Annotated in this window: 19 protein-coding genes; 14 read left to right on the top strand and 5 right to left on the bottom strand. The window is 63.9% G+C overall.

The window, feature by feature from the left end:
* Positions 1-4: 4 nt before the first annotated feature.
* The 4 genes from ACS7SF_RS01635 to ACS7SF_RS01620 all read right to left on the bottom strand — a co-directional run bounded on the left by ACS7SF_RS01635 (position 5) and on the right by ACS7SF_RS01620 (position 3,750).
* Positions 5-1,162 (bottom strand): DegT/DnrJ/EryC1/StrS family aminotransferase, encoded by a 1,158-nt coding sequence (locus tag ACS7SF_RS01635; RefSeq protein WP_439891401.1) that lies wholly within the window; start codon positions 1,160-1,162, stop codon positions 5-7.
* Positions 1,163-1,208: 46 nt separating this feature from the next.
* Positions 1,209-1,580, bottom strand: a complete 372-nt coding sequence (locus tag ACS7SF_RS01630; protein WP_439891400.1) for an SMR family transporter — start codon at positions 1,578-1,580, stop codon at positions 1,209-1,211.
* Positions 1,581-1,692: 112 nt separating this feature from the next.
* Positions 1,693-3,363: a glycosyltransferase family 39 protein gene (locus ACS7SF_RS01625; RefSeq protein WP_439891399.1), complete on the bottom strand. Its 1,671-nt coding sequence runs from the start codon at positions 3,361-3,363 to the stop codon at positions 1,693-1,695.
* Between the two features lie 6 nt (positions 3,364-3,369).
* Positions 3,370-3,750: an Mth938-like domain-containing protein gene (locus tag ACS7SF_RS01620; protein ID WP_439891398.1), complete on the bottom strand. Its 381-nt coding sequence runs from the start codon at positions 3,748-3,750 to the stop codon at positions 3,370-3,372.
* A gap of 282 nt (positions 3,751-4,032) precedes the next feature.
* Here ACS7SF_RS01620 and ACS7SF_RS01615 point away from each other — a divergent pair, with 282 nt between their 5' ends.
* From ACS7SF_RS01615 to clpB, 9 genes are all read left to right on the top strand, one after another.
* The gene (locus ACS7SF_RS01615) at positions 4,033-5,274 is read left to right on the top strand and encodes a pyridoxal phosphate-dependent aminotransferase (RefSeq protein WP_426393602.1); all 1,242 of its coding nucleotides are present in this window, start codon (positions 4,033-4,035) and stop codon (positions 5,272-5,274) included.
* Positions 5,275-5,365: 91 nt separating this feature from the next.
* Entirely contained in the window at positions 5,366-6,691 is a 1,326-nt protein-coding gene (locus ACS7SF_RS01610; protein ID WP_439891397.1) for a homoserine dehydrogenase, read from the top strand.
* Between the two features lie 19 nt (positions 6,692-6,710).
* Positions 6,711-8,156 (top strand): threonine synthase, encoded by a 1,446-nt coding sequence (gene thrC, locus ACS7SF_RS01605; protein WP_439891396.1) that lies wholly within the window; start codon positions 6,711-6,713, stop codon positions 8,154-8,156.
* A 4-nt stretch (positions 8,157-8,160) separates the two neighbouring features.
* Positions 8,161-8,778 carry a uracil-DNA glycosylase family protein gene (locus ACS7SF_RS01600; RefSeq protein WP_439891395.1) on the top strand — a complete coding sequence of 206 codons (618 nt, stop codon included), beginning with the start codon at positions 8,161-8,163 and terminating at the stop codon, positions 8,776-8,778.
* Positions 8,779-8,859: 81 nt separating this feature from the next.
* Positions 8,860-10,119, top strand: a complete 1,260-nt coding sequence (locus ACS7SF_RS01595; RefSeq protein ID WP_439891394.1) for a molybdopterin molybdotransferase MoeA — start codon at positions 8,860-8,862, stop codon at positions 10,117-10,119.
* A 12-nt stretch (positions 10,120-10,131) separates the two neighbouring features.
* The gene (gene moaD, locus ACS7SF_RS01590) at positions 10,132-10,389 is read left to right on the top strand and encodes a molybdopterin converting factor subunit 1 (protein WP_439891393.1); all 258 of its coding nucleotides are present in this window, start codon (positions 10,132-10,134) and stop codon (positions 10,387-10,389) included.
* 16 nt (positions 10,390-10,405) lie between these two features.
* Positions 10,406-10,915, top strand: a complete 510-nt coding sequence (locus ACS7SF_RS01585; RefSeq protein ID WP_439891392.1) for a molybdenum cofactor biosynthesis protein MoaE — start codon at positions 10,406-10,408, stop codon at positions 10,913-10,915.
* Positions 10,916-10,929: 14 nt separating this feature from the next.
* Entirely contained in the window at positions 10,930-11,310 is a 381-nt protein-coding gene (crcB, locus tag ACS7SF_RS01580; protein WP_439891391.1) for a fluoride efflux transporter CrcB, read from the top strand.
* 209 nt (positions 11,311-11,519) lie between these two features.
* Positions 11,520-14,108, top strand: coding sequence for an ATP-dependent chaperone ClpB (gene clpB / locus ACS7SF_RS01575; RefSeq protein WP_439891390.1), 2,589 nt, complete (start codon positions 11,520-11,522; stop codon positions 14,106-14,108).
* Between the two features lie 153 nt (positions 14,109-14,261).
* Here the strand turns inward: clpB and ACS7SF_RS01570 are convergent, their stop codons facing one another.
* A complete protein-coding gene (locus tag ACS7SF_RS01570) occupies positions 14,262-14,828 on the bottom strand; it encodes a hypothetical protein (protein WP_439891389.1) in 567 nt (188 codons plus the stop codon).
* Positions 14,829-15,135: 307 nt separating this feature from the next.
* Here ACS7SF_RS01570 and ACS7SF_RS01565 point away from each other — a divergent pair, with 307 nt between their 5' ends.
* The 5 genes from ACS7SF_RS01565 to ssuD all read left to right on the top strand — a co-directional run bounded on the left by ACS7SF_RS01565 (position 15,136) and on the right by ssuD (position 20,144).
* Positions 15,136-16,143, top strand: coding sequence for a sulfate ABC transporter substrate-binding protein (locus ACS7SF_RS01565; RefSeq protein WP_439891388.1), 1,008 nt, complete (start codon positions 15,136-15,138; stop codon positions 16,141-16,143).
* A gap of 30 nt (positions 16,144-16,173) precedes the next feature.
* Positions 16,174-16,797, top strand: coding sequence for an NADPH-dependent FMN reductase (gene ssuE / locus ACS7SF_RS01560; RefSeq protein ID WP_439891387.1), 624 nt, complete (start codon positions 16,174-16,176; stop codon positions 16,795-16,797).
* Positions 16,798-16,899: 102 nt separating this feature from the next.
* Complete coding sequence (locus tag ACS7SF_RS01555; protein WP_439891386.1) at positions 16,900-17,916, top strand: sulfonate ABC transporter substrate-binding protein; 1,017 nt, start codon at positions 16,900-16,902, stop codon at positions 17,914-17,916.
* Positions 17,917-17,921: 5 nt separating this feature from the next.
* Positions 17,922-18,944: a sulfonate ABC transporter substrate-binding protein gene (locus ACS7SF_RS01550; protein WP_439891385.1), complete on the top strand. Its 1,023-nt coding sequence runs from the start codon at positions 17,922-17,924 to the stop codon at positions 18,942-18,944.
* 36 nt (positions 18,945-18,980) lie between these two features.
* Complete coding sequence (gene ssuD, locus ACS7SF_RS01545; protein ID WP_439891384.1) at positions 18,981-20,144, top strand: FMNH2-dependent alkanesulfonate monooxygenase; 1,164 nt, start codon at positions 18,981-18,983, stop codon at positions 20,142-20,144.
* Positions 20,145-20,152 lie beyond the last annotated feature (8 nt).

The raw sequence follows: 20,152 nt of genomic DNA, 5'->3' as shown, positions 1-20,152 counted from the left end.
TGGCTTATTGGTACTGGGCGCAAAGTTGGCGGACCGCGTTGACCACGCGATCCACGTCGGAATCTTCCATGGCAGCGAACATCGGCAGCGTGACGATGGCCCGGCCGATGCGTTCAGCGACCGGGAGCATGCCCGGTTTCCAGCCGAGTTCGCGATACAGCTTGAACAGGTGGATGGGCGGATAGTGCACGCCTGCGCCAATGCCCAGCGCCTTCAGCCCGGCCATGACGCCGGCGCGATCCACCTTCAGGCGATCCAGCGGCAGCACGATCTGGAACATATGCCAGTTCGTGTGCGTGAAGTTTTCCACCGGCAGCTCGACGCCGAACGATTCGATGTCGGCGGCGCGCATGGCGGCGAAGTAGCGGCGGGCGAGGGCAGCGCGGCGAGCGGTGATGGTCTCCAGTTGCGCAAACTGGCCCAGGCCGATGGCGGCATTGACGTCCGTGAGGTTAAACTTGCCTCCGACTAGGTCGACTTCCATGCCGTCGAAGCCGGTGCGCACGACGCCTTGCAGGCGGTACTTCTCGGCCAGCACGGCTTCCTCGGGCGTGTTCAGCACGAGCGCGCCGCCCTCGATAGTGGTGATGTTCTTGTTGGCCTGGAAGCTGAAGCTGACCAGATCACCAATCTCGCCGATGCGCTTGTCGCCCCAGCGCGAGCCGATGGCCTGCGCGGCGTCTTCGACCACGCGCAGCTTGTGGCGGCGGGCGATGTCGTACAGGCGGTCCATGTTGACCGGCAGGCCGGACAGATAGACCGGGATGATGGCCTTCGTGCGCGGCGTGATGGCCGCCTCGACCTTGCCCAGATCGATGTTGCGCGTGACCGGATCGACATCAACGAAGACCGGCTTGGCGCCGACGGTCAGCACCACATTGGACGTGGCGACCCACGAGATCGGCGTGGTGATGACTTCATCGCCGGGGCCGATGCCCGCAATGCGCAGCGCGACTTCCATCGTCGCTGTGCCGTTGGCGAAGGTCCGCACGATGCGGCCGCCAAAGTACTCCGACAGAGCGGCCTCAAACGCGGCGACCTTGGGGCCCGAGGTGATCCAGCCCGAGCGCAGCACGTCGGCCACGGCGGCGATGGTCGCCTCGTCAATGGTCGGGCGCACGAAGGGCAGGAACGGTTGTTCGGTTGCGGTGGTTTGCGTCATTGGGCAGATGCGGACTTGAATGAGATTGGATGCACAGGCGGCCGGCTTACGAGCGCGCCAGCACAAAGACGCCGATGAGGATGATCCCGATGCCGATCAGGCGCTGCATGGTCAGCACTTCGCCAAACAGATACCACGCCAGGAAGGCGTTGACCACGTAGCCCAGCGAGAGCATCGGGTACGCGATGGTCACGTCTACCCGAGACAGCCCGAGAATCCACACGACCACGGAAATCACGTAGCACGACAGCCCGCCGATGATGGGCCACTGCGTTGCAAGCTTGATGCCGATCGGCACGATGTTTTCAGCCGAAAACGCAAAGCGGCCGATGTTGTTGACGCCCGCCTTGAGCAGCAATTGGGCGCAGGCATTGAGCATGACGCCCGTCAGGATCAACCCGAAAGTGACCAGATTCATGTGTTGTTTTGGTGTTTTACGACAGCAGCGCTTGCCCCGCGACTGCGCTGCAGGGGCGCATGTTACGACAAATCCGCTTGCGCGCTTCTTTCAATGCCGCGGTGGGTGAAACCTAGTTGCGCCGAACGACCACGCGGCGGGCGTCTCGGGCGATGACGACCATCGGTACGCCTTGGGCGGCCAGCCGGTCATACGTGCCCGACCCCATCATGGCGACTGCCTGGCCGCCTTCCTTCCAGCGGGCCACGAAAGCATCCGTGGTTGGAATCCACTTGGCGGGCTCCTGCTGCACGCCAAATGCCAGTTCATCCGGCTCCTGCACCATGGTGGTGGGTGTGCCGAGGTAAAACGGCATTGTATGGTCCAGGCGCTCCACCGCATAGAACGGCACGCCCGGCTTCAACCAAGGCTTGACGGCTGAAACGAGATCGATACCCGACATCGAGCGCCCGAACGCCTCGTGCCCCAGCGTGGCCGCCGTAAATGTGAGGAACCACGCACAGGCAAACGCGACGAGGCTTTCGAAGCGTCGGCTTGCCATGCGCAGCGCGAGCCATGTGGACACCGCACCGGCCGCGAACGCCATCGCCAGAAACGCCGCAAAGCGCGAAAACACCGTATTCGGGTACATGTCCGAAGACATCGTCGCCACGTAGCCGCTGGCCGCCAGGCCAATCACGGCAAGCGCCAAGAACGCCTTGAGCTGCCAGCGCCATGCGCGCTCGCCGGTGCGCTCCAGCACGAGTGCGGCGAGCATCGCCAGCGCTGGGATGATCGGGAAGATATAGCCCGGCAGCTTCGAATCCGAGATGCTGAAGAACGCGAAGATCAGGATGGCCCACAGCCCAAGCATCAGCGTGGGGCGGAAGCCGTTGGGGGCGGTCTCTGCGCGCGCGAAGGTCAGGCGCGCGGCGCCAGGTAACTGTGCCAGCCAAGGCAGGAAACCTGCGAGCAACAGCGGCACGAAGTACCAGAGCGGCGCGTTGCGGTTGTGCACTGTCGAGGTAAAGCGCTGGAAGTGCTCATGCACAAAGAAGAACCAGGCGAATTCTGGGTTGCGGGCCGAAATCAGTACGAACCAGGGCGCGCTCACGGCGAAGAACACGATCAACCCGGTCACCAGGTGAAGGCGCTTCCATAGCGCCCAGTCGCGCGCTACCAGTGTGTAGACCACCAGTACAAAGCCTGGCAGCACCACGCCGATCAGGCCTTTGCTCAGCACCGCCAGCGCCATGGACGCCCAGCAGGTCCACATCCACCAGCGTTGCTGAGTGCGCGTCGCGCTCGGGTGTTGCGCCAGCAGCAGCGCGCCCAAAGCCATCGTCATGCAGCCGGCCACGCCCATGTCGAGCGAGTTGAAATGCGCACCCACATTCCACATCGGCGCGCTTACCAGCACGAGCCCGCTGATGACCGCGGTGCGCCGCCCCCACCAGCGTGCCGCCGCCAGCATGGTGAATACGATGCCGACAATGCCCGAGAGCGCCGTGAACAGCCGCGCCTGCCAATCGCCGATGCCGAACAGCGTATAGGCCAGCGCCGTGCCCCACATCTGCAGGGGAGGTTTTTCGAAGTACTTGAGCGCGTTATAGCGGATGGTCACCCAGTCGCCCGAGGTGAACATCTCGCGGGCGATTTCGGCGTAGCGGCCTTCGTCGGTGGGAATCAGGTGACGGTAGCCCAGCGTGCCAAGCCAGATGGCCAGAAGCGCGGCGGCGAGCAGCCACAGGGAAGCATTGCGCCAGGGCAGGGCGGGCGCGTTGGCGGAGCGGTCGATCGGCATGCGGTGTCAGGCGCGCTCGATCAGCAGTGCGGCAGCCACCTTGCGGCCTTCCAGCATGAGGATGTTGTAGGTGCGTCCGGCGGCCTGGATGTCCATGGCCTCCACGCCGATACGCTTGCCTGTGAGCGGCGCAGTCAGACGCGGATGCGGGAAACGCAGCTTGTTGCCGGTCCCGAAGATCACCACTTCGGCGCCCATCTCCAGCAGGTGGGCGAAATGCTCGGGCGTGAGGTCTTCAAAGCGCGCTACGTCCCACGGTACGACGGCACCTTCGGGCATGACCAGCACCGAGTGCTCGTAGCGCACCTTGTTGATTTCGATATAGCCGTCGCCATACGCGGTGACGGTATTGAGGACGGTGGACGAATCGGATGAATGGAGCTTCAAGGTGGGAATCCCATCGGGCGCGATGGCTGCGGCACATATGGACTCATACGGCGGCAGGGGCGCTAGGTTTCAGACTTGCGCGGTGATCTCGCTGCGTTGCAAAAATGCCCGCCGAAGTCTGTCATAATGGGCTAAATTATATCTTTTTCTCTCCTTTGCCCGCCGCGCCACAAGCGACGCCCGGCAAGGAAGAGCGCAGCGCTTGCCCGCACAAGCAGTGCCACCCCCGCTGCCTTGCTGCAATACAAAATCATCCGCAATCCCAAGCCCGCTCAATCGCCCGTGAAAACGATCCAGAAATCCGCCAAGCTCAACAACGTCTGCTATGACATTCGCGGCCCCGTGCTCGAAAAGGCCAAGCAGATGGAAGAAGACGGCCACAAGATCATCAAGCTGAACATCGGCAACCTGGCCGTGTTCGGTTTTGATGCCCCGGAAGAAATCCAGCTGGACATGATCCGCAACCTGCCGAATTCGGCCGGCTATTCGGATTCCAAGGGCATCTTCGCGGCGCGCAAGGCGGTGATGCACTACACGCAAGAGCAGGGCATCAAGAACGTCACGCTGGATGACATCTACCTGGGCAATGGCGCATCGGAGCTGATCTCCCTGGCGACCAACGCGTTGCTCGACGAGGGCGATGAACTGCTGCTGCCTGCGCCCGACTACCCGCTGTGGACGGCGGTGACCAGCCTCTCGGGCGGCACGCCGGTGCACTACATCTGCGACGAAGCCAACGGCTGGATGCCGGATCTGGACGACATTCGCGCCAAGATCACGCCCAACACCAAGGGCATCGTCGTCATCAACCCGAACAACCCGACCGGCGCGCTGTATTCCGATGATCTGCTGCGCGGCATCATTGCGATTGCGCGCGAGCATGGCCTAGTGATCTTCGCCGACGAGGTGTACGACAAGGTCCTGTTTGACGACAACAAGCATACGGCTCTCGGTTCGCTGTCGGAGGATGTGCTGACCATCACGTTCAACAGCCTGTCGAAGAGCTATCGCTCGTGCGGCTACCGCGCCGGCTGGATGGTGGTCTCCGGTGACAAGCGCCCGGCTAAGGATTACATCGAAGGCCTGAACATGCTGTCGTCGATGCGCCTGTGCGCCAATGTGCCGGGCCAGTGGGCGATCCAGACCGCGCTGGGCGGCTACCAGAGCATTAAGGACCTGGTCGCGCCGGGCGGCCGCATGCGCCGTCAGCGTGACCTGGCGCACGAGCTGATCACTGCGATTCCGGGCGTGACCTGCGTGAAGCCGAAGGCTGCGCTGTACATGTTCCCGCGCCTTGATCCGGCTGTGTATCCGATCGAAGACGATCAGCAATTCATCCGCCAACTGCTGGAAGAAGAGCGCGTGCTGCTGGTGCAGGGCACGGGCTTCAACTGGCACTCGCCGGACCACTTCCGCATCGTCTTCCTGCCGCACGAAGACGATCTTCGCGAAGCGATTGGCCGAATTTCGCGCTTCCTGGAGCGGTACCGTCAGCGTCACGGTACTGGCATCCGGGCCGCATAGACTCGGTCTTCCGCCAGACATGTTGTGAGCGGGGCAGACCGAAGTGTCTGCCCTGTCTGTTTTTTGCCCTTCTGTTTTTACGATACGTCCCATGAATCCCATCAAGATCGGCCTGCTCGGGCTCGGTACCGTCGGTGGCGGTACGCTCAAGGTTCTGCAACGGAACCAGGAAGAAATCCGTCGTCGCGCGGGGCGCGGCATTGAAGTCGCCATGATTGCGGTGCGCAATCTCGACAAGGCGCGCGCCATCGTGCAGGAATCCGGCGCGACCGTGCCTGTGGTGAGCGACCCGTTTGCCGTGGTGGATTCGCCCGAGATCGATATCGTGGTGGAGCTGATCGGCGGCTATGACCTGACGCGCGAGCTGGTGCTGCGCGCCATCGCCAACGGCAAGCACGTCGTCACCGCCAACAAGGCGCTGCTGGCCGTGCACGGCAACGAGATCTTCAAGGCTGCCCAGGACAAGGGCGTGATGGTGGCGTTCGAGGCCGCAGTGGCCGGTGGCATCCCCATCATCAAGGCGCTGCGCGAGGGCCTGACGGCTAACCGCATCGAGTGGATCGCCGGCATCATCAACGGCACCACCAACTTCATCCTGTCCGAGATGCGCGACAAGGGCCTGGACTTCGACACCGTGTTGAAGGAAGCCCAGCGCCTCGGCTATGCCGAAGCCGATCCGACGTTCGACATCGAGGGCTTCGACGCCGCACACAAACTCACGCTCATGAGCGCCATCGCCTTTGGCGTGCCGGTGCAGTTCGAGCGCGCGTATGTCGAGGGCATCACCAAGCTGGAAGCCGTCGACATCCGCTACGCAGAAGAACTCGGCTACCGCATCAAGCTGCTGGGCATCACGCGCCGCGCTGAAGCGGGCATCGAGCTGCGTGTGCACCCGACGCTGGTGCCGGCCAAGCGCCTGATCGCCAACGTGGAAGGCGCGATGAACGCCGTGGTCGTCAACGGTGATGCCGTGGGCCCGACGCTGTACTACGGCAAGGGTGCCGGCGCCGAGCCGACCGCCTCGGCCGTCGTTGCCGACCTAGTGGACGTGACGCGCCTGCACACGGCTGACCCGGAACACCGCGTGCCGCATCTGGCGTTCCAGCCGGACGCGCTGTCCGACACGCCGGTCCTGCCGATCGACGAAGTGCGCTCGAGCTACTACCTGCGCATCCGCGTGGCCGATCAGACTGGCGTGCTGGCCGATATCACGCAGATTCTGGCCAAGACCGGCATCTCGATCGACGCGATGCTGCAGAAGGAATCGCGCGAGGGCGAGCCGCAGCCGCAGACCGACATCATCATGCTGACGCACACGGCCGTCGAGAAACACGTGAACGGTGCCATCGCCGCCATCGAAGCGCTGCCGACCGTGCTGTCGAAGGTCAAGCGCATCCGCATGGAAGAACTCAACTGAGCAAGCGTACGAGATGAGCATGCAATACCGATCGACCCGCGGCCACAGTGAGCCGCAGAGTTTCTCCCGCATCCTGCTGGGCGGCCTGGCGCCGGACGGCGGCCTGTACCTGCCGGAGCAGTATCCGCAGGTCAGCGCTGAAGAACTGACGCGCTGGCGCGACCTGCCGTATGCCGATCTCGCGTTCGAGATCCTGCGCAAGTTCGCCACCGACATCCCCGAGGATGACCTGCGCGCGCTGACCCGCCGTACCTACACGGCTGAGGTCTACAGCAACGCACGCCAGGGCGACAACACCGCCGACATCACGCCGCTGCACAAGCTGGGCGATGAAGGTGGCACGTCGCTCTCGCTGCTGTGCCTGTCCAACGGCCCGACGCTGGCCTTCAAGGACATGGCGATGCAGCTGCTGGGCAACCTGTTTGAATACGCACTCGACCGCGAGCACGCCGAGCTGAACATCCTGGGCGCCACGTCCGGCGACACCGGCAGCGCGGCCGAATACGCCATGCGCGGCAAGCGCGGCGTGCGCGTGTTCATGCTGAGCCCGCACCGCAAGATGAGCGCGTTCCAGACTGCGCAGATGTTCAGCCTGCAAGACGCGAATATCTTCAACATCGCCATCGAAGGCGTGTTCGACGACGCACAGGACATCGTCAAAGCGGTGTCGAACGATCACGAGTACAAGGCCCGCCAGAAGATCGGCACGGTCAACTCGATCAACTGGGCGCGCGTTGTCGCGCAGGTCGTCTACTACTTCAAGGGCTACCTGTTGGCCGCCCCGAAGATTGGCGACAAGGTGTCGTTCTGCGTGCCGTCGGGCAACTTTGGCAACGTCTGCGCGGGCCACATCGCGCGCATGATGGGGCTGCCGATTGACAAGCTGGTGGTTGCCACCAACGAGAACGACGTGCTCGACGAGTTCTTCCGCACCGGCACATACCGCGTGCGCTCCGCCGCGCAGACGTATCACACATCCAGCCCGAGCATGGACATCAGCAAGGCCTCCAACTTCGAACGCTTTGTGTTCGACCTGTTGGATCGCGACCCGGCGCGCCTCGCGCAGCTCTTCCGCGACGTGGACGAAAAGGGCGGCTTCTCGATGACCGGCAAGCCGGAGTTCGACCGCATCGCCGAGTTCGGTTTCGTCTCGGGCCGTAGCACGCACGAAGACCGCGTCAACACGATCCGCGATGTGTTTGCCCGTTACGGCACGATGATCGACACCCACACCGCCGATGGTGTGAAGGTGGCGCGCGAAAACCTCACGCCGGGTGTGCCGATGGTGGTGCTGGAAACGGCGCTGCCGGCCAAGTTTGGCGACACCATCCGTGAAGCGCTGGACCGCGAGCCGGAGCGCCCGGCTGGTTACGCGGATATCGAATCGCTGCCGCAGCGCTTCGAGGTCATGCCGGCCGATGTGGATCGCGTGAAGACCTACATCGCGCAACACACCGGTCTTTAAAACGATGGAAGCAGTGCCGGATGACGTGGCCGGAGCAGCGTTCGAGCGCTGCCTGCACGACATCCGCGCCTGCCGCGAATGCAAAGGGGCGCTGGCGCACGAGCCGCGCCCCGTTGTTTTGGCCGACCGCCGCGCCCGCGTGCTCATCATCGGGCAGGCGCCTGGGCGCATTGTTCACGAAACCGGTATCCCCTGGAATGACCGCTCGGGGGACCGCCTGCGCCAGTGGCTGCAAATTCCCTACGACGATTTCTACGCCGACAAGCGCATCGCCGTGGTGCCGATGGGGTTCTGCTTTCCCGGCACCGGCTCGAATGGCGATCTTCCGCCGCGGCCTGAATGCGCGCCGAAATGGCATCGCCCCTTGCTGACGGCCATGCCTGAAGTGAAGCTCACGCTACTGGTCGGCACCTATGCGCAGCGTCACTACCTTGATGTACCGCACGACTGGTCGCTCACTGACGTGGTCCGCAATGGGCCTGTGCAGGACGGGGAGGGCCGCGTTCTGTTTCCGCTGCCGCACCCGAGTCCGCGCAATCTTGCTTGGTTCAAACACAACCCGTGGTTCGACGAGACCACCGTGCCGGCGTTGCGCTCGGCACTCGCCAACGCATTCGCTTGATACGCCTGCGCTGATGCATGGCGCTGGCGTGGAACCGATACAATCGAAATCTCTTTCCCGATTTCGTTTTCCTGCTCCCGCATGTCCGCCAACGATGCTCCCGCCGTAAAACCGTCCTTGCTGACGCTCGATGCGGCGCTGTCGCAACTGCTCGCCGCCGTGCGCCCGTTGCACGAAACCGAAACCGTGCCGACGCTGCACGCCAATGGCCGCATCCTCGCGCAAGCCGTGCACAGCAGCCTGAACGTGCCGCCGGCCGACAATACGTCGATGGACGGCTACGCAGTGCGTGCGGCTGACATCACGGCGCCGGGCACGCGGCTGAAGGTGGCGCAACGCATTCCTGCCGGCCACGTGGGCCAGCCGCTTAACGCAGGCGAGGCGGCGCGCATCTTCACCGGCGCGATGATCCCGTCGGGAGCCGATGCGGTGGTCATGCAGGAGCAATGCACGGCTGACGCGGACACAGGTACCGTCATCATCGACCACGTGCCGCAATCGGGCGAATGGATCCGCCGTGCCGGCGAGGACATCGCCACCGGCGCTGAAATCCTGTCCCGCGGCACGCGTCTCGGCGCGCAGCAACTTGGGCTGGCCGCATCCGTCGGTTGCGCCAATCTGCACGTCGTGCGCCGCCCGCGCGTGGCCGTGTTCTTTACCGGCGACGAGCTCGCCATGCCCGGCGAGCCGCTCAAGCCCGGCGCCATCTATAACTCCAACCGATTCACATTGCGCGCGCTGCTCGAAAACCTCGGCTGCGACATCACCGATTTCGGCATCGTGCCCGACGCGCTGCAAGCCACGCGCGAGACGCTGCGCGAAGCCGCGGAGGCGCACGATCTGATCATCACCTCTGGTGGCGTGTCGGTGGGCGAGGAAGACCACATCAAGCCCGCCGTGGAAGCCGAAGGGCGCTTGAACCTGTGGCAGATCGCCATCAAGCCGGGCAAGCCGCTGGCTTTTGGTGAGGTGCGTCGGCCGGAAGGGATGGTTGGTGGGCCGACGGCGTTCTTCATTGGCTTGCCGGGTAACCCGGTGTCGAGCTTCGTCACGTTCCTGCTGTTCGTGCGGCCGTTCATCCTCCGTCTGCAGGGTGTAGAAGATGTCGCGCCGAAGCGCATTCCGATGCGTGCGGACTTTGCATTGCCCAAGGGCGATCGCCGCAACGAATTCCTGCGTGCACGCATCAACGCCAACGGCGGGCTGGACCTGTTCCCGAATCAAAGCTCGGGCGTGCTGACTTCCACCGTGTGGGGCGATGGCTTGATCGACAACCCGCCCAACCAGCCGATCGCGCAGGGTGATGTGGTCAGTTTCCTGCCGTTCGCGGGTCTGGTGTAAGGAGCGATGGCCATGCAGATTGAATTGCGTTTCTTTGCCAGCGTGCGCGAGCAATTGGGTGTCTCTCAGGAGACGACAGTCGTGCCCGACACCGTCCGCACCCTGGGCGACGTGCGCGCCTGGCTGGCGCAACGCGGCCCGGTGTGGAGCGAAACGCTCGCTCAAGGTCGTGCGTTGCGCATGGCGCTGGACCACCAGATCCTGCCTGCGGACACCGCCTTGCATGACGGCTGCGAGGTCGCATTCTTCCCGCCCGTCACTGGCGGCTGAGCGGAGGAAAACGGCCATGCCTGTCCGTGTGCAAGAAGCCGACTTTGACCTCGGCGCCGAGATCGCCGCGCTGCGTGCCGGCCGCCCGAACATCGGCGCGGTGGCGAGCTTCATCGGCATCGTGCGCGACATCAACGAGGGCAGCGGCGTCTCGGAGATGGAGCTGGAGCACTATCCCGGCATGACCGAGAAGGCGCTCGCTAACATCGTCAGCGCGGCCATGCAGCGTTGGGAGCTGATCGACGCACTGGTCATCCACCGCGTCGGCAAGCTCAAGCCCGAAGACCATATCGTGCTGGTGGCGGTAGCCTCCAAGCACCGCGGCGAGTCCTTTGCCGCGTGCGAATTCATCATGGATTACCTCAAGAGCGAGGCGCCGTTCTGGAAGAAGGAGCAGACGCCCGAAGGCGCGCGCTGGGTCGATGCGCGTGTGACGGACGACAAGGCGCTCGCCCGCTGGGGCATCACCACGAACAATGCTGCGGGTAGCCAGGGGGCGCCTGCACAGCCGACCGACTACGAATAACAAGGAGCAACCGCATGAGCGGGATGGGGTTTGTGGCAGTGGGCGTGGGCGCTGCACTGGGAGCATGGCTGCGCTGGCTGTTTGCCGTTCTGTTGAATGCGATCAACCCGGCGCTGCCGTATGGCACGTTGCTGGCCAATTTGCTGGGTGGCTACCTGATTGGCGTGGCCGTGGGCTTTTTCGATACCCACACCGGCCTGCCGCCGGAATGGCGCTTGCTGGCAGTGACAGGCTTCCTTGGCGGGCTGACGACGTTCTCGACCTTCTCCAGCGAGGTGGTCGGCAACATCCTTGCCGGCGACTACGTGGTCGGCGTGCTGCACATCGTGGCGCATCTGGGCGGCTCGCTGTTCCTGACGCTGCTGGGCCTCTGGACGGTGCGTACGCTGAGTTGATGGTGAGCCTCTTGGGTACGCGACGCCTCCGCCGCATCGATGCGGTGACTTGATCACATCGAAGTGATGGGAACGGCGGCACGTCCCGTGGGCGTGCCGCCGTTTGTTCTGGCGCAAATCTGCATCAAAACCCGCGTTCTTGCGCTTGAAATGCCACTGAAGCTCCCTATCTTTCGGAGCAGTGAAACATTTTCCGCAAGGGGTTTTTAATGCGTTTGGACAAATTGACCACCCGCTTCCAGGAAGCGCTGGCCGACGCGCAGAGCCTGGCGCTGGGCAACGACAATCCGTACATCGAACCGATCCACCTGCTGCTGGCGATGCTCCGCCAGCCGGATGGGGCTACCAAGAACCTGCTGGCGCGTGCCGGCGTGAATACGGGTGCGCTGGACACCGCGCTGGACCGCGCCATCAAGCACTTGCCGCAAGTGCAAGGTGGCGAGCAGGTGCAGGTCGGCCGAGACCTGGGCAGCCTGCTGCAACAGACCGAGAAAGAGGGCATCAAGCGTGGCGACCAGTTCATCGCCAGCGAGCTGTTCCTGCTGGCCGTGGCCGATGACAAAGGCGAGGCCGGCCGCATCGCACGCGAGCATGGGCTGGCGCGCAAGGCACTGGAGTCCGCCATCGATGCCGTGCGCGGCGGCCAGACCGTCGGCAGCGCCGAGGCCGAAAGCCAGCGTGAAGCGCTCAAGAAGTACACCATCGACCTCACCGAGATGGCCCGCATCGGCAAGCTCGACCCGGTGATTGGCCGCGACGACGAAATCCGCCGTGCCATCCAGATCCTGCAGCGCCGCACCAAGAACAACCCGGTGCTGATCGGCGAGCCTGGTGTGGGCAAGACGGCCATCGTCGAAGGCCTGGCGCAGCGCATCGTCAACGGCGAAGTGCCCGAGAGCCTGAAGAACAAGCGCGTGCTGGTGCTCGACATGGCAGGCCTGCTGGCCGGTGCCAAGTACCGTGGCGAGTTCGAAGAGCGCCTGAAGGCCGTGCTCAACGACATCGCCAAGGAAGAGGGCCAGACCATCCTCTTCATCGACGAGATCCACACCATGGTGGGCGCCGGCAAGGCCGAAGGCGCGATGGACGCCGGCAACATGCTCAAGCCCGCACTGGCACGTGGCGAGCTGCATTGCATCGGCGCGACCACGCTGGACGAATACCGCAAGTACATCGAGAAGGATGCCGCGCTGGAGCGCCGCTTCCAGAAGGTGCTCGTCGACGAGCCGAGCGTGGAGGCGACCATCGCCATCCTGCGCGGCCTGCAAGAGAAATACGAACTGCACCACGGCGTGGAGATCACCGACCCGGCGATCGTGGCCGCGGCTGAACTCAGCCACCGCTATATCACCGACCGCTTCCTGCCGGACAAGGCCATCGACCTGATCGATGAAGCGGCCGCGCGCATCAAGATGGAAATCGACTCGAAGCCCGAGGCGATGGACAAGCTCGACCGCCGCCTGATCCAGCTCAAGATCGAGCGCGAAGCGGTGAAGAAGGAAACCGACGAAGCCTCGCAGAAACGCCTGGAGCTGATCGAGCAGGAAATCGAACGCCTGCAGAAGGAATACGCCGATCTGGATGAAATCTGGAAGGCTGAGAAGGGCGCCGCACAAGGCGCTGCTGCGCTCAAGGAAGAGATCGAGAAGATCAAGCTCGAGATCGCCAAGCTGCAGCGCGAAGGCAAGCTGGACAAGGTGGCGGAGCTGCAATACGGCAAGCTGCCCGAGTTGGAAGGCAAGCTGAAGGCCGCCACCGCTGCCGAAGCGACTGGCCAGAAGCAGCCGAACAAGCTGCTGCGCACGCAAGTGGGCGCCGAAGAGATTGCCGAAGTCGTCAGCCGCGCCACGGGCATCCCCGTGTCGAAGATGATGACCGGCGAGCGCGAAAAGCTGCTCAAGATGGAAGACCGCCTGCACGAGCGCGTGGTCGGCCAGGATGAAGCTGTGCGGCTGGTGTCGGACGCCATCCGCCGCTCGCGCGCGGGCATTGCGGACGAGAACAAGCCCTACGGCTCGTTCCTGTTCCTGGGCCCCACGGGTGTCGGCAAGACCGAGCTGTGCAAGGCGCTGGCTGGCTTCCTGTTCGATTCGGAAGAGCACCTCATCCGCATCGACATGAGCGAGTTCATGGAGAGGCATTCCGTGAGCCGCTTGATCGGCGCGCCGCCGGGCTATGTCGGCTATGAGGAAGGCGGTTACCTGACCGAAGCCGTGCGCCGCAAGCCGTACAGCGTGGTGCTGCTCGATGAAGTCGAGAAGGCGCACCCGGACGTCTTCAACGTGCTGTTGCAGGTGTTGGACGATGGCCGCCTGACCGATGGCCAGGGCCGCACGGTGGACTTCAAGAACACGGTGATCGTGATGACGTCCAACCTGGGCTCACAGCTCATCCAGCAGATGGCGACCGAACCGGCGGATGTGATCAAGGGTGCGGTGTGGCAGGAAGTGAAGACGCATTTCCGGCCCGAGTTCCTGAACCGGATCGATGAGGTGGTGGTGTTCCACGCGCTGGACCAACGCAACATCGAATCGATCGCGCGGATTCAGCTCAAGCGGCTGGCGGCGCGTCTGGCGCATATGGATCTGGCGCTGGAGATCAGCGACGAGGCGGTGGCCAAGCTGGCCTCCGCGGGCTACGACCCGGTGTTTGGGGCGCGACCGTTGAAGCGGGCGATCCAGCAGCAGCTTGAGAATCCGGTGGCACGGATGATTCTGGAGGGCAAGTTTGCGCCCAAGGATGTGGTGCCGGTGGACTATCGGGATGGGCAGTTTACGTTTGAGCGCGTGGTGCACTGAGAGCTGCGCTAAAGGCTGAAATGCCGCTCTGGAGGGATCCAGAGCGGCATTTTTTTTGTGCGTTTGTCGTTGGTGTCTCCTGGCCTTATCCCTTGCTTAAGGGCCGGATAACCGCTCCGGCGGCGCGAGCTTGTCCTCGTCCAGCGTTTGAATTCATGCGTCGCCGAGGGCGTGGTTCGCTTTCATGTTGGCACGACTGGCTTCCCTCAAGGCCTGATTCACCTGTCGGATGAATCGCCAGTGAATGATCCAGAGCGGTAATGCCAGAACTCCCGATATCGCCCCCACGTCATTTGGGAGCAAAGAGAAGATCTGTGCGGTGCACCAGCCCAGGCCGGACACCATGCCGAAACGCTGGAACGGATCCAGCGCACGATTGTGTTGCGCCTCTCTCCGCAAGGAATTTGCCACGTTAGCGATGATGAAAAAGTCCTCAACGAAGTTGTAGGGCAGCAGAAACATGAGCCAAACACTTCGCGGGGTTGCCGTTCGCGCACTTGGACGTACCAAGGAAAGGGATCGAAAAAGATCGCGGCAATACAGAAAAATCAATGTGAGGAAAGCGATCACAAGGACGGCGCCCCAGAACACGCCAAGCAACTCAACTTCCTTGAAAACGCCGCCAGCTGCGGACGCGTTCAAGAATGGGTAGGCCAACGCGTAGGTCACCGGAACGGTGAGGGCGATCTTGATGAGGACGAGGAGGGCGTTTCGGCTCATAGGCTCCAGGGCTGTCGATGCGGGTGAAAGTGCAATGCTATCAACTTGGCGGTGCCTATAGGACGGTCTTCGCCAAGACGCACCCGATCGGCCTGATGGCGCAGGGCGGCCAAGAGGCGGTCACGTTGGGGCTGCACGGCCGCAAGCGGGACGCTGAGGGGCCTGCAGATCGGCGACATGACGGGTGTGCCTCTATATGCAAAAACCGATGAACATTCCCTGAATTCATTCGTTCCCCGTACAAGGCCCGCTCGGTAGTCTTGCTCGTATTCCAGAACCATCAAAGATAAGAAACGGAGTCAGCAAGATGATTCGCAAGTTTGTGTTCAACACCATTGCGGCTGCCATTGTGGCGGGGGGAACCGTCGGTGCGTATGCGGCAACGACGCTGCTGAACGTGTCGTACGACCCGACGCGCGAGCTGTACAAAGAGATCAACACCGAATTCGCCAAGCAGTGGAAGGCCCAGACGGGTGAAGACATCACCCTGCGCGCGTCGCACGGCGGTTCGGGCAAGCAGGCCCGCTCCGTCATCGACGGGCTGGACGCCGATGTGGTGACGCTCGCCCTCGGCTACGACATCGACGCCATTGCTGAGAAGGGCCTGACGGGCAAGGACTGGCAGAAGCGCCTGCCGCACAACGCGTCGCCGTACACGTCGACCATCGTCTTCCTGGTGCGCAAGGGCAACCCGAAGGGCATCAAGGATTGGAACGACCTCGTCAAGCCGGGCATTGCTGTCATCACGCCCAACCCGAAGACCTCGGGCGGCGCGCGCTGGAACTACCTGGCCGCATGGGCGTATGCGCTCAAGCAACCGGGCGGTTCGGACGCCACGGCCAAGGATTTCGTGCAGAAGCTCTACAAGAACGTGCCGGTGCTCGATTCGGGCGCACGCGGTGCGACCACCACCTTTACTGAGCGCGGTATCGGCGATGTGCTGATCGCGTGGGAAGACGAGGCGCTGCTGGCCGCGCGCGTGGAGGGCAAGGACAAGTTTGACGTGGTGGTGCCGTCGATCTCCATCCTGGCCGAGCCGCCGGTGGCGGTGGTCGACAAGGTGGCCGACAAGAAGGGCACCCGCAAGGCGGCAGAGGCGTATCTCAAGTTCCTGTACACGCCGCAAGGGCAGGAGATCGGCGCGAAGAATTTCTATCGCCCGACCGACCCGGCGGTGGCCAAGAAGCACGAAGCCGAGTTCCCGAAGGTGAAGCTCGTGACCATCGACGACACGTTCGGCGGCTGGCAGAAGGCGCAGAAGACGCACTTTGCTGACGGCGGCCAATTTGATCAGCTCTATCAACCGGGCAAGTAAGCCCAAGCAACCCACAGGTGTGTCCGCATCATGAGCATCCTCACCATCTCCGGCAGCCCCTCGGCGCAATCAAGGTCTGCGCGCTTGCTGGGCCACGTGCGTGCGCAGCTCGAGCGCGCCGGTGAGACCGCGGATCACCTGGACTTGCGCAGCCTGCCGGCCGATGCGCTGCTGGGCGCGCAGGTGTCCGACCCGGCCATCGCCGATGCGGTGGCGCGGGTGGAAGCGGCAGGCGTGGTGATTCTCGCCACGCCGGTCTACAAGGCGGCCTACAGCGGCCTGCTCAAAACGTTTCTCGATCTGCTGCCGCAGACGGGGCTGCGCGATAAGGTTGTGTTGCCGATCGCCACCGGCGGCAGCCTCGCCCATACGCTGGCGATCGACTACGCGCTGCGCCCGGTGCTGACGGCGCTGGCGGCCAAGTCGATCCTGCCCGGCATCTTTGCGGTCGATTCGCAGATCGTCGTGGCCGACGATGGCGTGGTGGTCGACCCGTCGCTGCAACAACGCTTGGATGATGGCGTGGAGCGCGTGCACCAGGCCCTGGCGTTGGCACGGCACCCGGCCGTGGCGCAGGTGATCGTCTCCAGCCGCAGCGCGGTGCGCGCCACGTTCCAGGCTCCCGACGCGGACCGAATGCGATGTTTGGCCTGATGCGCTGAGCGCATCCCGGTTCTCCACGTTTCCTGTTGTTGTCATGCCGCGCAGCGTCTGCGCGCGGATCGTGCCGCCCCTATCTCCCGCATCGACTGAATCATGAAAACCCACTCGCCTCTGCGTAGGACCTTCACCCGCGTTTCCGTGACCCTCGCGACGGTGCTCGCCACGGTCGGCGCACCCGCCGTGTTTGCCAACAGCGACGCACCGCCCCCGACCGCCGCCAAACAACTTCGCATCGGCTACCAGAAGTACGGCACGCTGACCGTGCTCAAGGCACGCGGTACGCTGGAAAAGCGTCTCGCCGCGCAAGGCATCGAGGTGAAGTGGACGGAGTTTCCGGCCGGCCCGCAGTTGCTCGAAGGCCTGAACGTGGGCGCCGTCGATTTCGGTACCACGGGTGAAGCGCCGACGATCTTCGCGCTGGCTGCGGGGGCGCATCTCGTCTACGTCGGCAACCAGCCGCCCGCACCGGCTGGTGAGGCGATCATCGTGCCGAAGGGTTCGCCGCTCAAAAGCGTGGCGGACCTGAAGGGCAAGCGCGTTGCCTTCAACAAGGGCTCGAACGTGCACTACCTGCTGGTCAAGCTGCTGGAAAAGGCCAACGTGCCGTACAGCGACATCCAGCCCGTCTACCTGACCCCCGCCGATGCGCGTGCCGCTTTCGAGCGCGGCGCCGTCGATGCATGGGTGATCTGGGATCCGTTCTTCGCCGCAGCAGAGCACCAACTCGGCGCACGCGTGCTGGCCGATGGCACGGGCGTGGTCAACAACTCGCAGTACTTCCTGGCTTCGAAGGGCTATGCAACGGCGCGGCCCGACGTGCTCAACATCGTGCTGGATGAGCTGAAGAAGACCGACACCTGGGCCGCCGCCAACCCGAAGGATGTGACGACGATCCTTGGCCCGCAACTTGGCTTGGAGCCGGCGGTGGTGGCTCGCTCCGTCTCGCGCATCGCTTACGGCATCCAGCCCGTGAGTGCGGAAGCTCTGGCGGATCAGCAGCGCATTGCCGATACGTTCCACGCGCTCAAGCTGATTCCGCGCCCGGTGAAGGTGGCGGATTCGGCGTGGAACCCGAGCGCGCAACCGACCACGCAACAAGCGGCTCGCTGATCGCCATGACCATTGATATTCAACGCCGCCGTTTGCTGACAGCTTCGGCTGCAGGTGCATCGCTGGCGGCGCTTGGCTCCGTCGCCCATGCTGCGAACGCTGCTGGCACCCCGGCCAATCTGCCGAAGATCACGCCGCCCGCGCAATTGCGCATTGGTTTTCAGAAGAGCGCCGTCAACCTCGTCATCGTCAAAGAGAACCGCGCGCTGGAGCAGCGCTTTCCGGGTACGAAGGTGAGCTGGCTGGAGTTTCCGGCCGGGCCGCAGCAACTGGAGGCGCTGTCTGCAGGCAGCCTGGATCTGGCAATTACCGGCGACACGCCGCCCGTGTTTGCGCAGGCTGCGGGCAAGGACTTGCGCTACGTGGGCGTGGAGCCGCCCAAGCCGGACAGCTCGGCCATCCTCGTGCAGCAGGATTCGTCGCTCAAGACGCTGGCCGACTTGAAGGGCAAGCGCGTGGCGCTGCAAAAGGGCTCGAGCGCGCATTTCCTGATCGTGCGCGGCCTGCAGAAGGGCGGCCTGACCTTTGCCGACATCCAGCCCGTGTACCTGACACCCGCCGACGCGCGTGCCGCCTTCGAGCGCGGCGCCGTGGACGCCTGGGGTATCTGGGACCCGTACTACGCCGCCACCGAGTTGGCCATCAAGCCGCGCGTGCTGGCGACGGGCCGCACGCTGTCGTCCAACAACTCGTTCTACTTCGCGCCGACAGCCTTTACCGAGAAGCACGGCGACACCATCGCCGCGATCTTTGCGGAGCTGTCGCGCGCGGATCGGCTCGTGCAGGAGAACCGCAAGGAAGCCGCGCAGCGTATTGCGGAGTTCTCTGGGCTGTCGCTGGCGACGGTGCATCTGTTCCTGTCGCGGCGGCCGCCGTCGCCTGTGCGGCCCGTCACGCCTGAGGCGATTGCCGAGCAGCAGCGCGTGGCGGATGCCTTCCACGGCCTGGGGCTGATTCCGCGCGCGGTCAAGCCGCTGGACATCGTGTGGCATCCGACGCCGGCGCAATTGGCCATCGCCCGCGCTTGAGTTGACCTGAGAACAACACAATCCAAGGAAACCATCATGCAAGTCTTCTGGTTCATCCCCACCCACGGCGACAGTCGCTATCTCGGTACTGCCGAAGGCGCGCGCCAGGTCGATCACGCCTATCTGCAGCAGGTGGCTGTGGCCGCCGACACGCTGGGCTACGAGGGTGTGCTCATTCCCACCGGTCGCTCATGCGAAGACCCGTGGATCGTGGCTGCCAGCCTGATCCCCGCGACGAAGCGCCTGCGCTTTCTGGTGGCAGTGCGTCCGGGCCTGATGGCGCCGACGCTGGCCGCGCGCATGGCCGCCACGTACGACCGCCTGTCGAATGGCCGTCTGCTGGTGAACCTCGTTACCGGTGGCGACCCGGGCGAACTGGCGGGCGATGGCCTGTTCCTCGACCACGCGCAGCGCTATGAACAATCGGAAGAGTTCATCCGCATCTGGCGCGAAACGCTGGCTGCGAGCCATGAAGGCGCGGCGCTGGATTACACCGGCAAGCACCTTAGCGTGAAGGGCGCCAAGGTGCTGTATCCGCCGGTGCAGAAGCCGCATCCGCCGGTGTACTTCGGTGGCTCGTCGGAGGCAGCGCATGAGCTGGCCGCCGAGCAGGTCGAGACGTACCTGACGTGGGGCGAACCGCCTGCCGCTGTGGCCGAGAAGATTGCCGACGTGCGCAAGCGCGCCGCCAAGCATGGGCGCAAGGTGAACTTCGGCATCCGCCTGCATGTGATCGTGCGTGAGACGGAAGAGGAAGCGTGGGCCGCTGCTGACCAGCTCATCAGCAAGCTGGACGATGACACCGTGGCCCGCGCGCAGGAGGCCTTCCGCAAGATGGATTCGGCTGGCCAGCAGCGCATGGCAGCGTTGCATGCGGGCGGCGCCAAGCGTAGCCGTGCCGATCTGGAGATCAGCCCGAACCTGTGGGCAGGCGTGGGCCTCGTGCGCGGTGGTGCCGGCACGGCGCTGGTGGGCGATCCGGAAACCGTGGCCGCGCGCATGAAGGAATACGCCGATCTGGGCATCGATACGTTCATCTTTTCCGGCTATCCGCACCTGGAAGAGGCATACCGCTTTGCCGAACTGGTGTTCCCGCTGCTGCCGCGCTCGGTGCGCGACAAATTGCCGGGCAACGTGCTGAATGGTCCGTTTGGCGAGGTGATTGCCACGGGCATCGTGCCCAAAGTGGCAGCCAGCTAAAGGAGCGC

Origin of the sequence: Ralstonia sp. 25C (genome assembly GCF_051904805.1) — a bacterium.
Taxonomy (GTDB): domain Bacteria; phylum Pseudomonadota; class Gammaproteobacteria; order Burkholderiales; family Burkholderiaceae; genus Ralstonia.
Note: the sequence above shows the minus strand (reverse complement) of the source record. Positions and strands in the feature narration are given on the sequence as shown.

Excerpts from the sequence above, each read along its gene's own strand:
- ACS7SF_RS01635 (WP_439891401.1), bottom strand. The coding sequence starts at position 1,162 with ATGACGCAAACCACCGCAACCGAACAACCGTTCCTGCCCTTCGTGCGC.
- ACS7SF_RS01630 (WP_439891400.1), bottom strand. The coding sequence starts at position 1,580 with ATGAATCTGGTCACTTTCGGGTTGATCCTGACGGGCGTCATGCTCAAT.
- ACS7SF_RS01625 (WP_439891399.1), bottom strand. The coding sequence starts at position 3,363 with ATGCCGATCGACCGCTCCGCCAACGCGCCCGCCCTGCCCTGGCGCAAT.
- ACS7SF_RS01610 (WP_439891397.1), top strand. The coding sequence starts at position 5,366 with ATGAATCCCATCAAGATCGGCCTGCTCGGGCTCGGTACCGTCGGTGGC.
- thrC (WP_439891396.1), top strand. The coding sequence starts at position 6,711 with ATGCAATACCGATCGACCCGCGGCCACAGTGAGCCGCAGAGTTTCTCC.
- ACS7SF_RS01600 (WP_439891395.1), top strand. The coding sequence starts at position 8,161 with ATGGAAGCAGTGCCGGATGACGTGGCCGGAGCAGCGTTCGAGCGCTGC.
- ACS7SF_RS01595 (WP_439891394.1), top strand. The coding sequence starts at position 8,860 with ATGTCCGCCAACGATGCTCCCGCCGTAAAACCGTCCTTGCTGACGCTC.
- moaD (WP_439891393.1), top strand. The coding sequence starts at position 10,132 with ATGCAGATTGAATTGCGTTTCTTTGCCAGCGTGCGCGAGCAATTGGGT.
- ACS7SF_RS01585 (WP_439891392.1), top strand. The coding sequence starts at position 10,406 with ATGCCTGTCCGTGTGCAAGAAGCCGACTTTGACCTCGGCGCCGAGATC.
- crcB (WP_439891391.1), top strand. The coding sequence starts at position 10,930 with ATGAGCGGGATGGGGTTTGTGGCAGTGGGCGTGGGCGCTGCACTGGGA.
- clpB (WP_439891390.1), top strand. The coding sequence starts at position 11,520 with ATGCGTTTGGACAAATTGACCACCCGCTTCCAGGAAGCGCTGGCCGAC.
- ACS7SF_RS01570 (WP_439891389.1), bottom strand. The coding sequence starts at position 14,828 with ATGAGCCGAAACGCCCTCCTCGTCCTCATCAAGATCGCCCTCACCGTT.
- ACS7SF_RS01565 (WP_439891388.1), top strand. The coding sequence starts at position 15,136 with ATGATTCGCAAGTTTGTGTTCAACACCATTGCGGCTGCCATTGTGGCG.
- ssuE (WP_439891387.1), top strand. The coding sequence starts at position 16,174 with ATGAGCATCCTCACCATCTCCGGCAGCCCCTCGGCGCAATCAAGGTCT.
- ACS7SF_RS01555 (WP_439891386.1), top strand. The coding sequence starts at position 16,900 with ATGAAAACCCACTCGCCTCTGCGTAGGACCTTCACCCGCGTTTCCGTG.
- ACS7SF_RS01550 (WP_439891385.1), top strand. The coding sequence starts at position 17,922 with ATGACCATTGATATTCAACGCCGCCGTTTGCTGACAGCTTCGGCTGCA.
- ssuD (WP_439891384.1), top strand. The coding sequence starts at position 18,981 with ATGCAAGTCTTCTGGTTCATCCCCACCCACGGCGACAGTCGCTATCTC.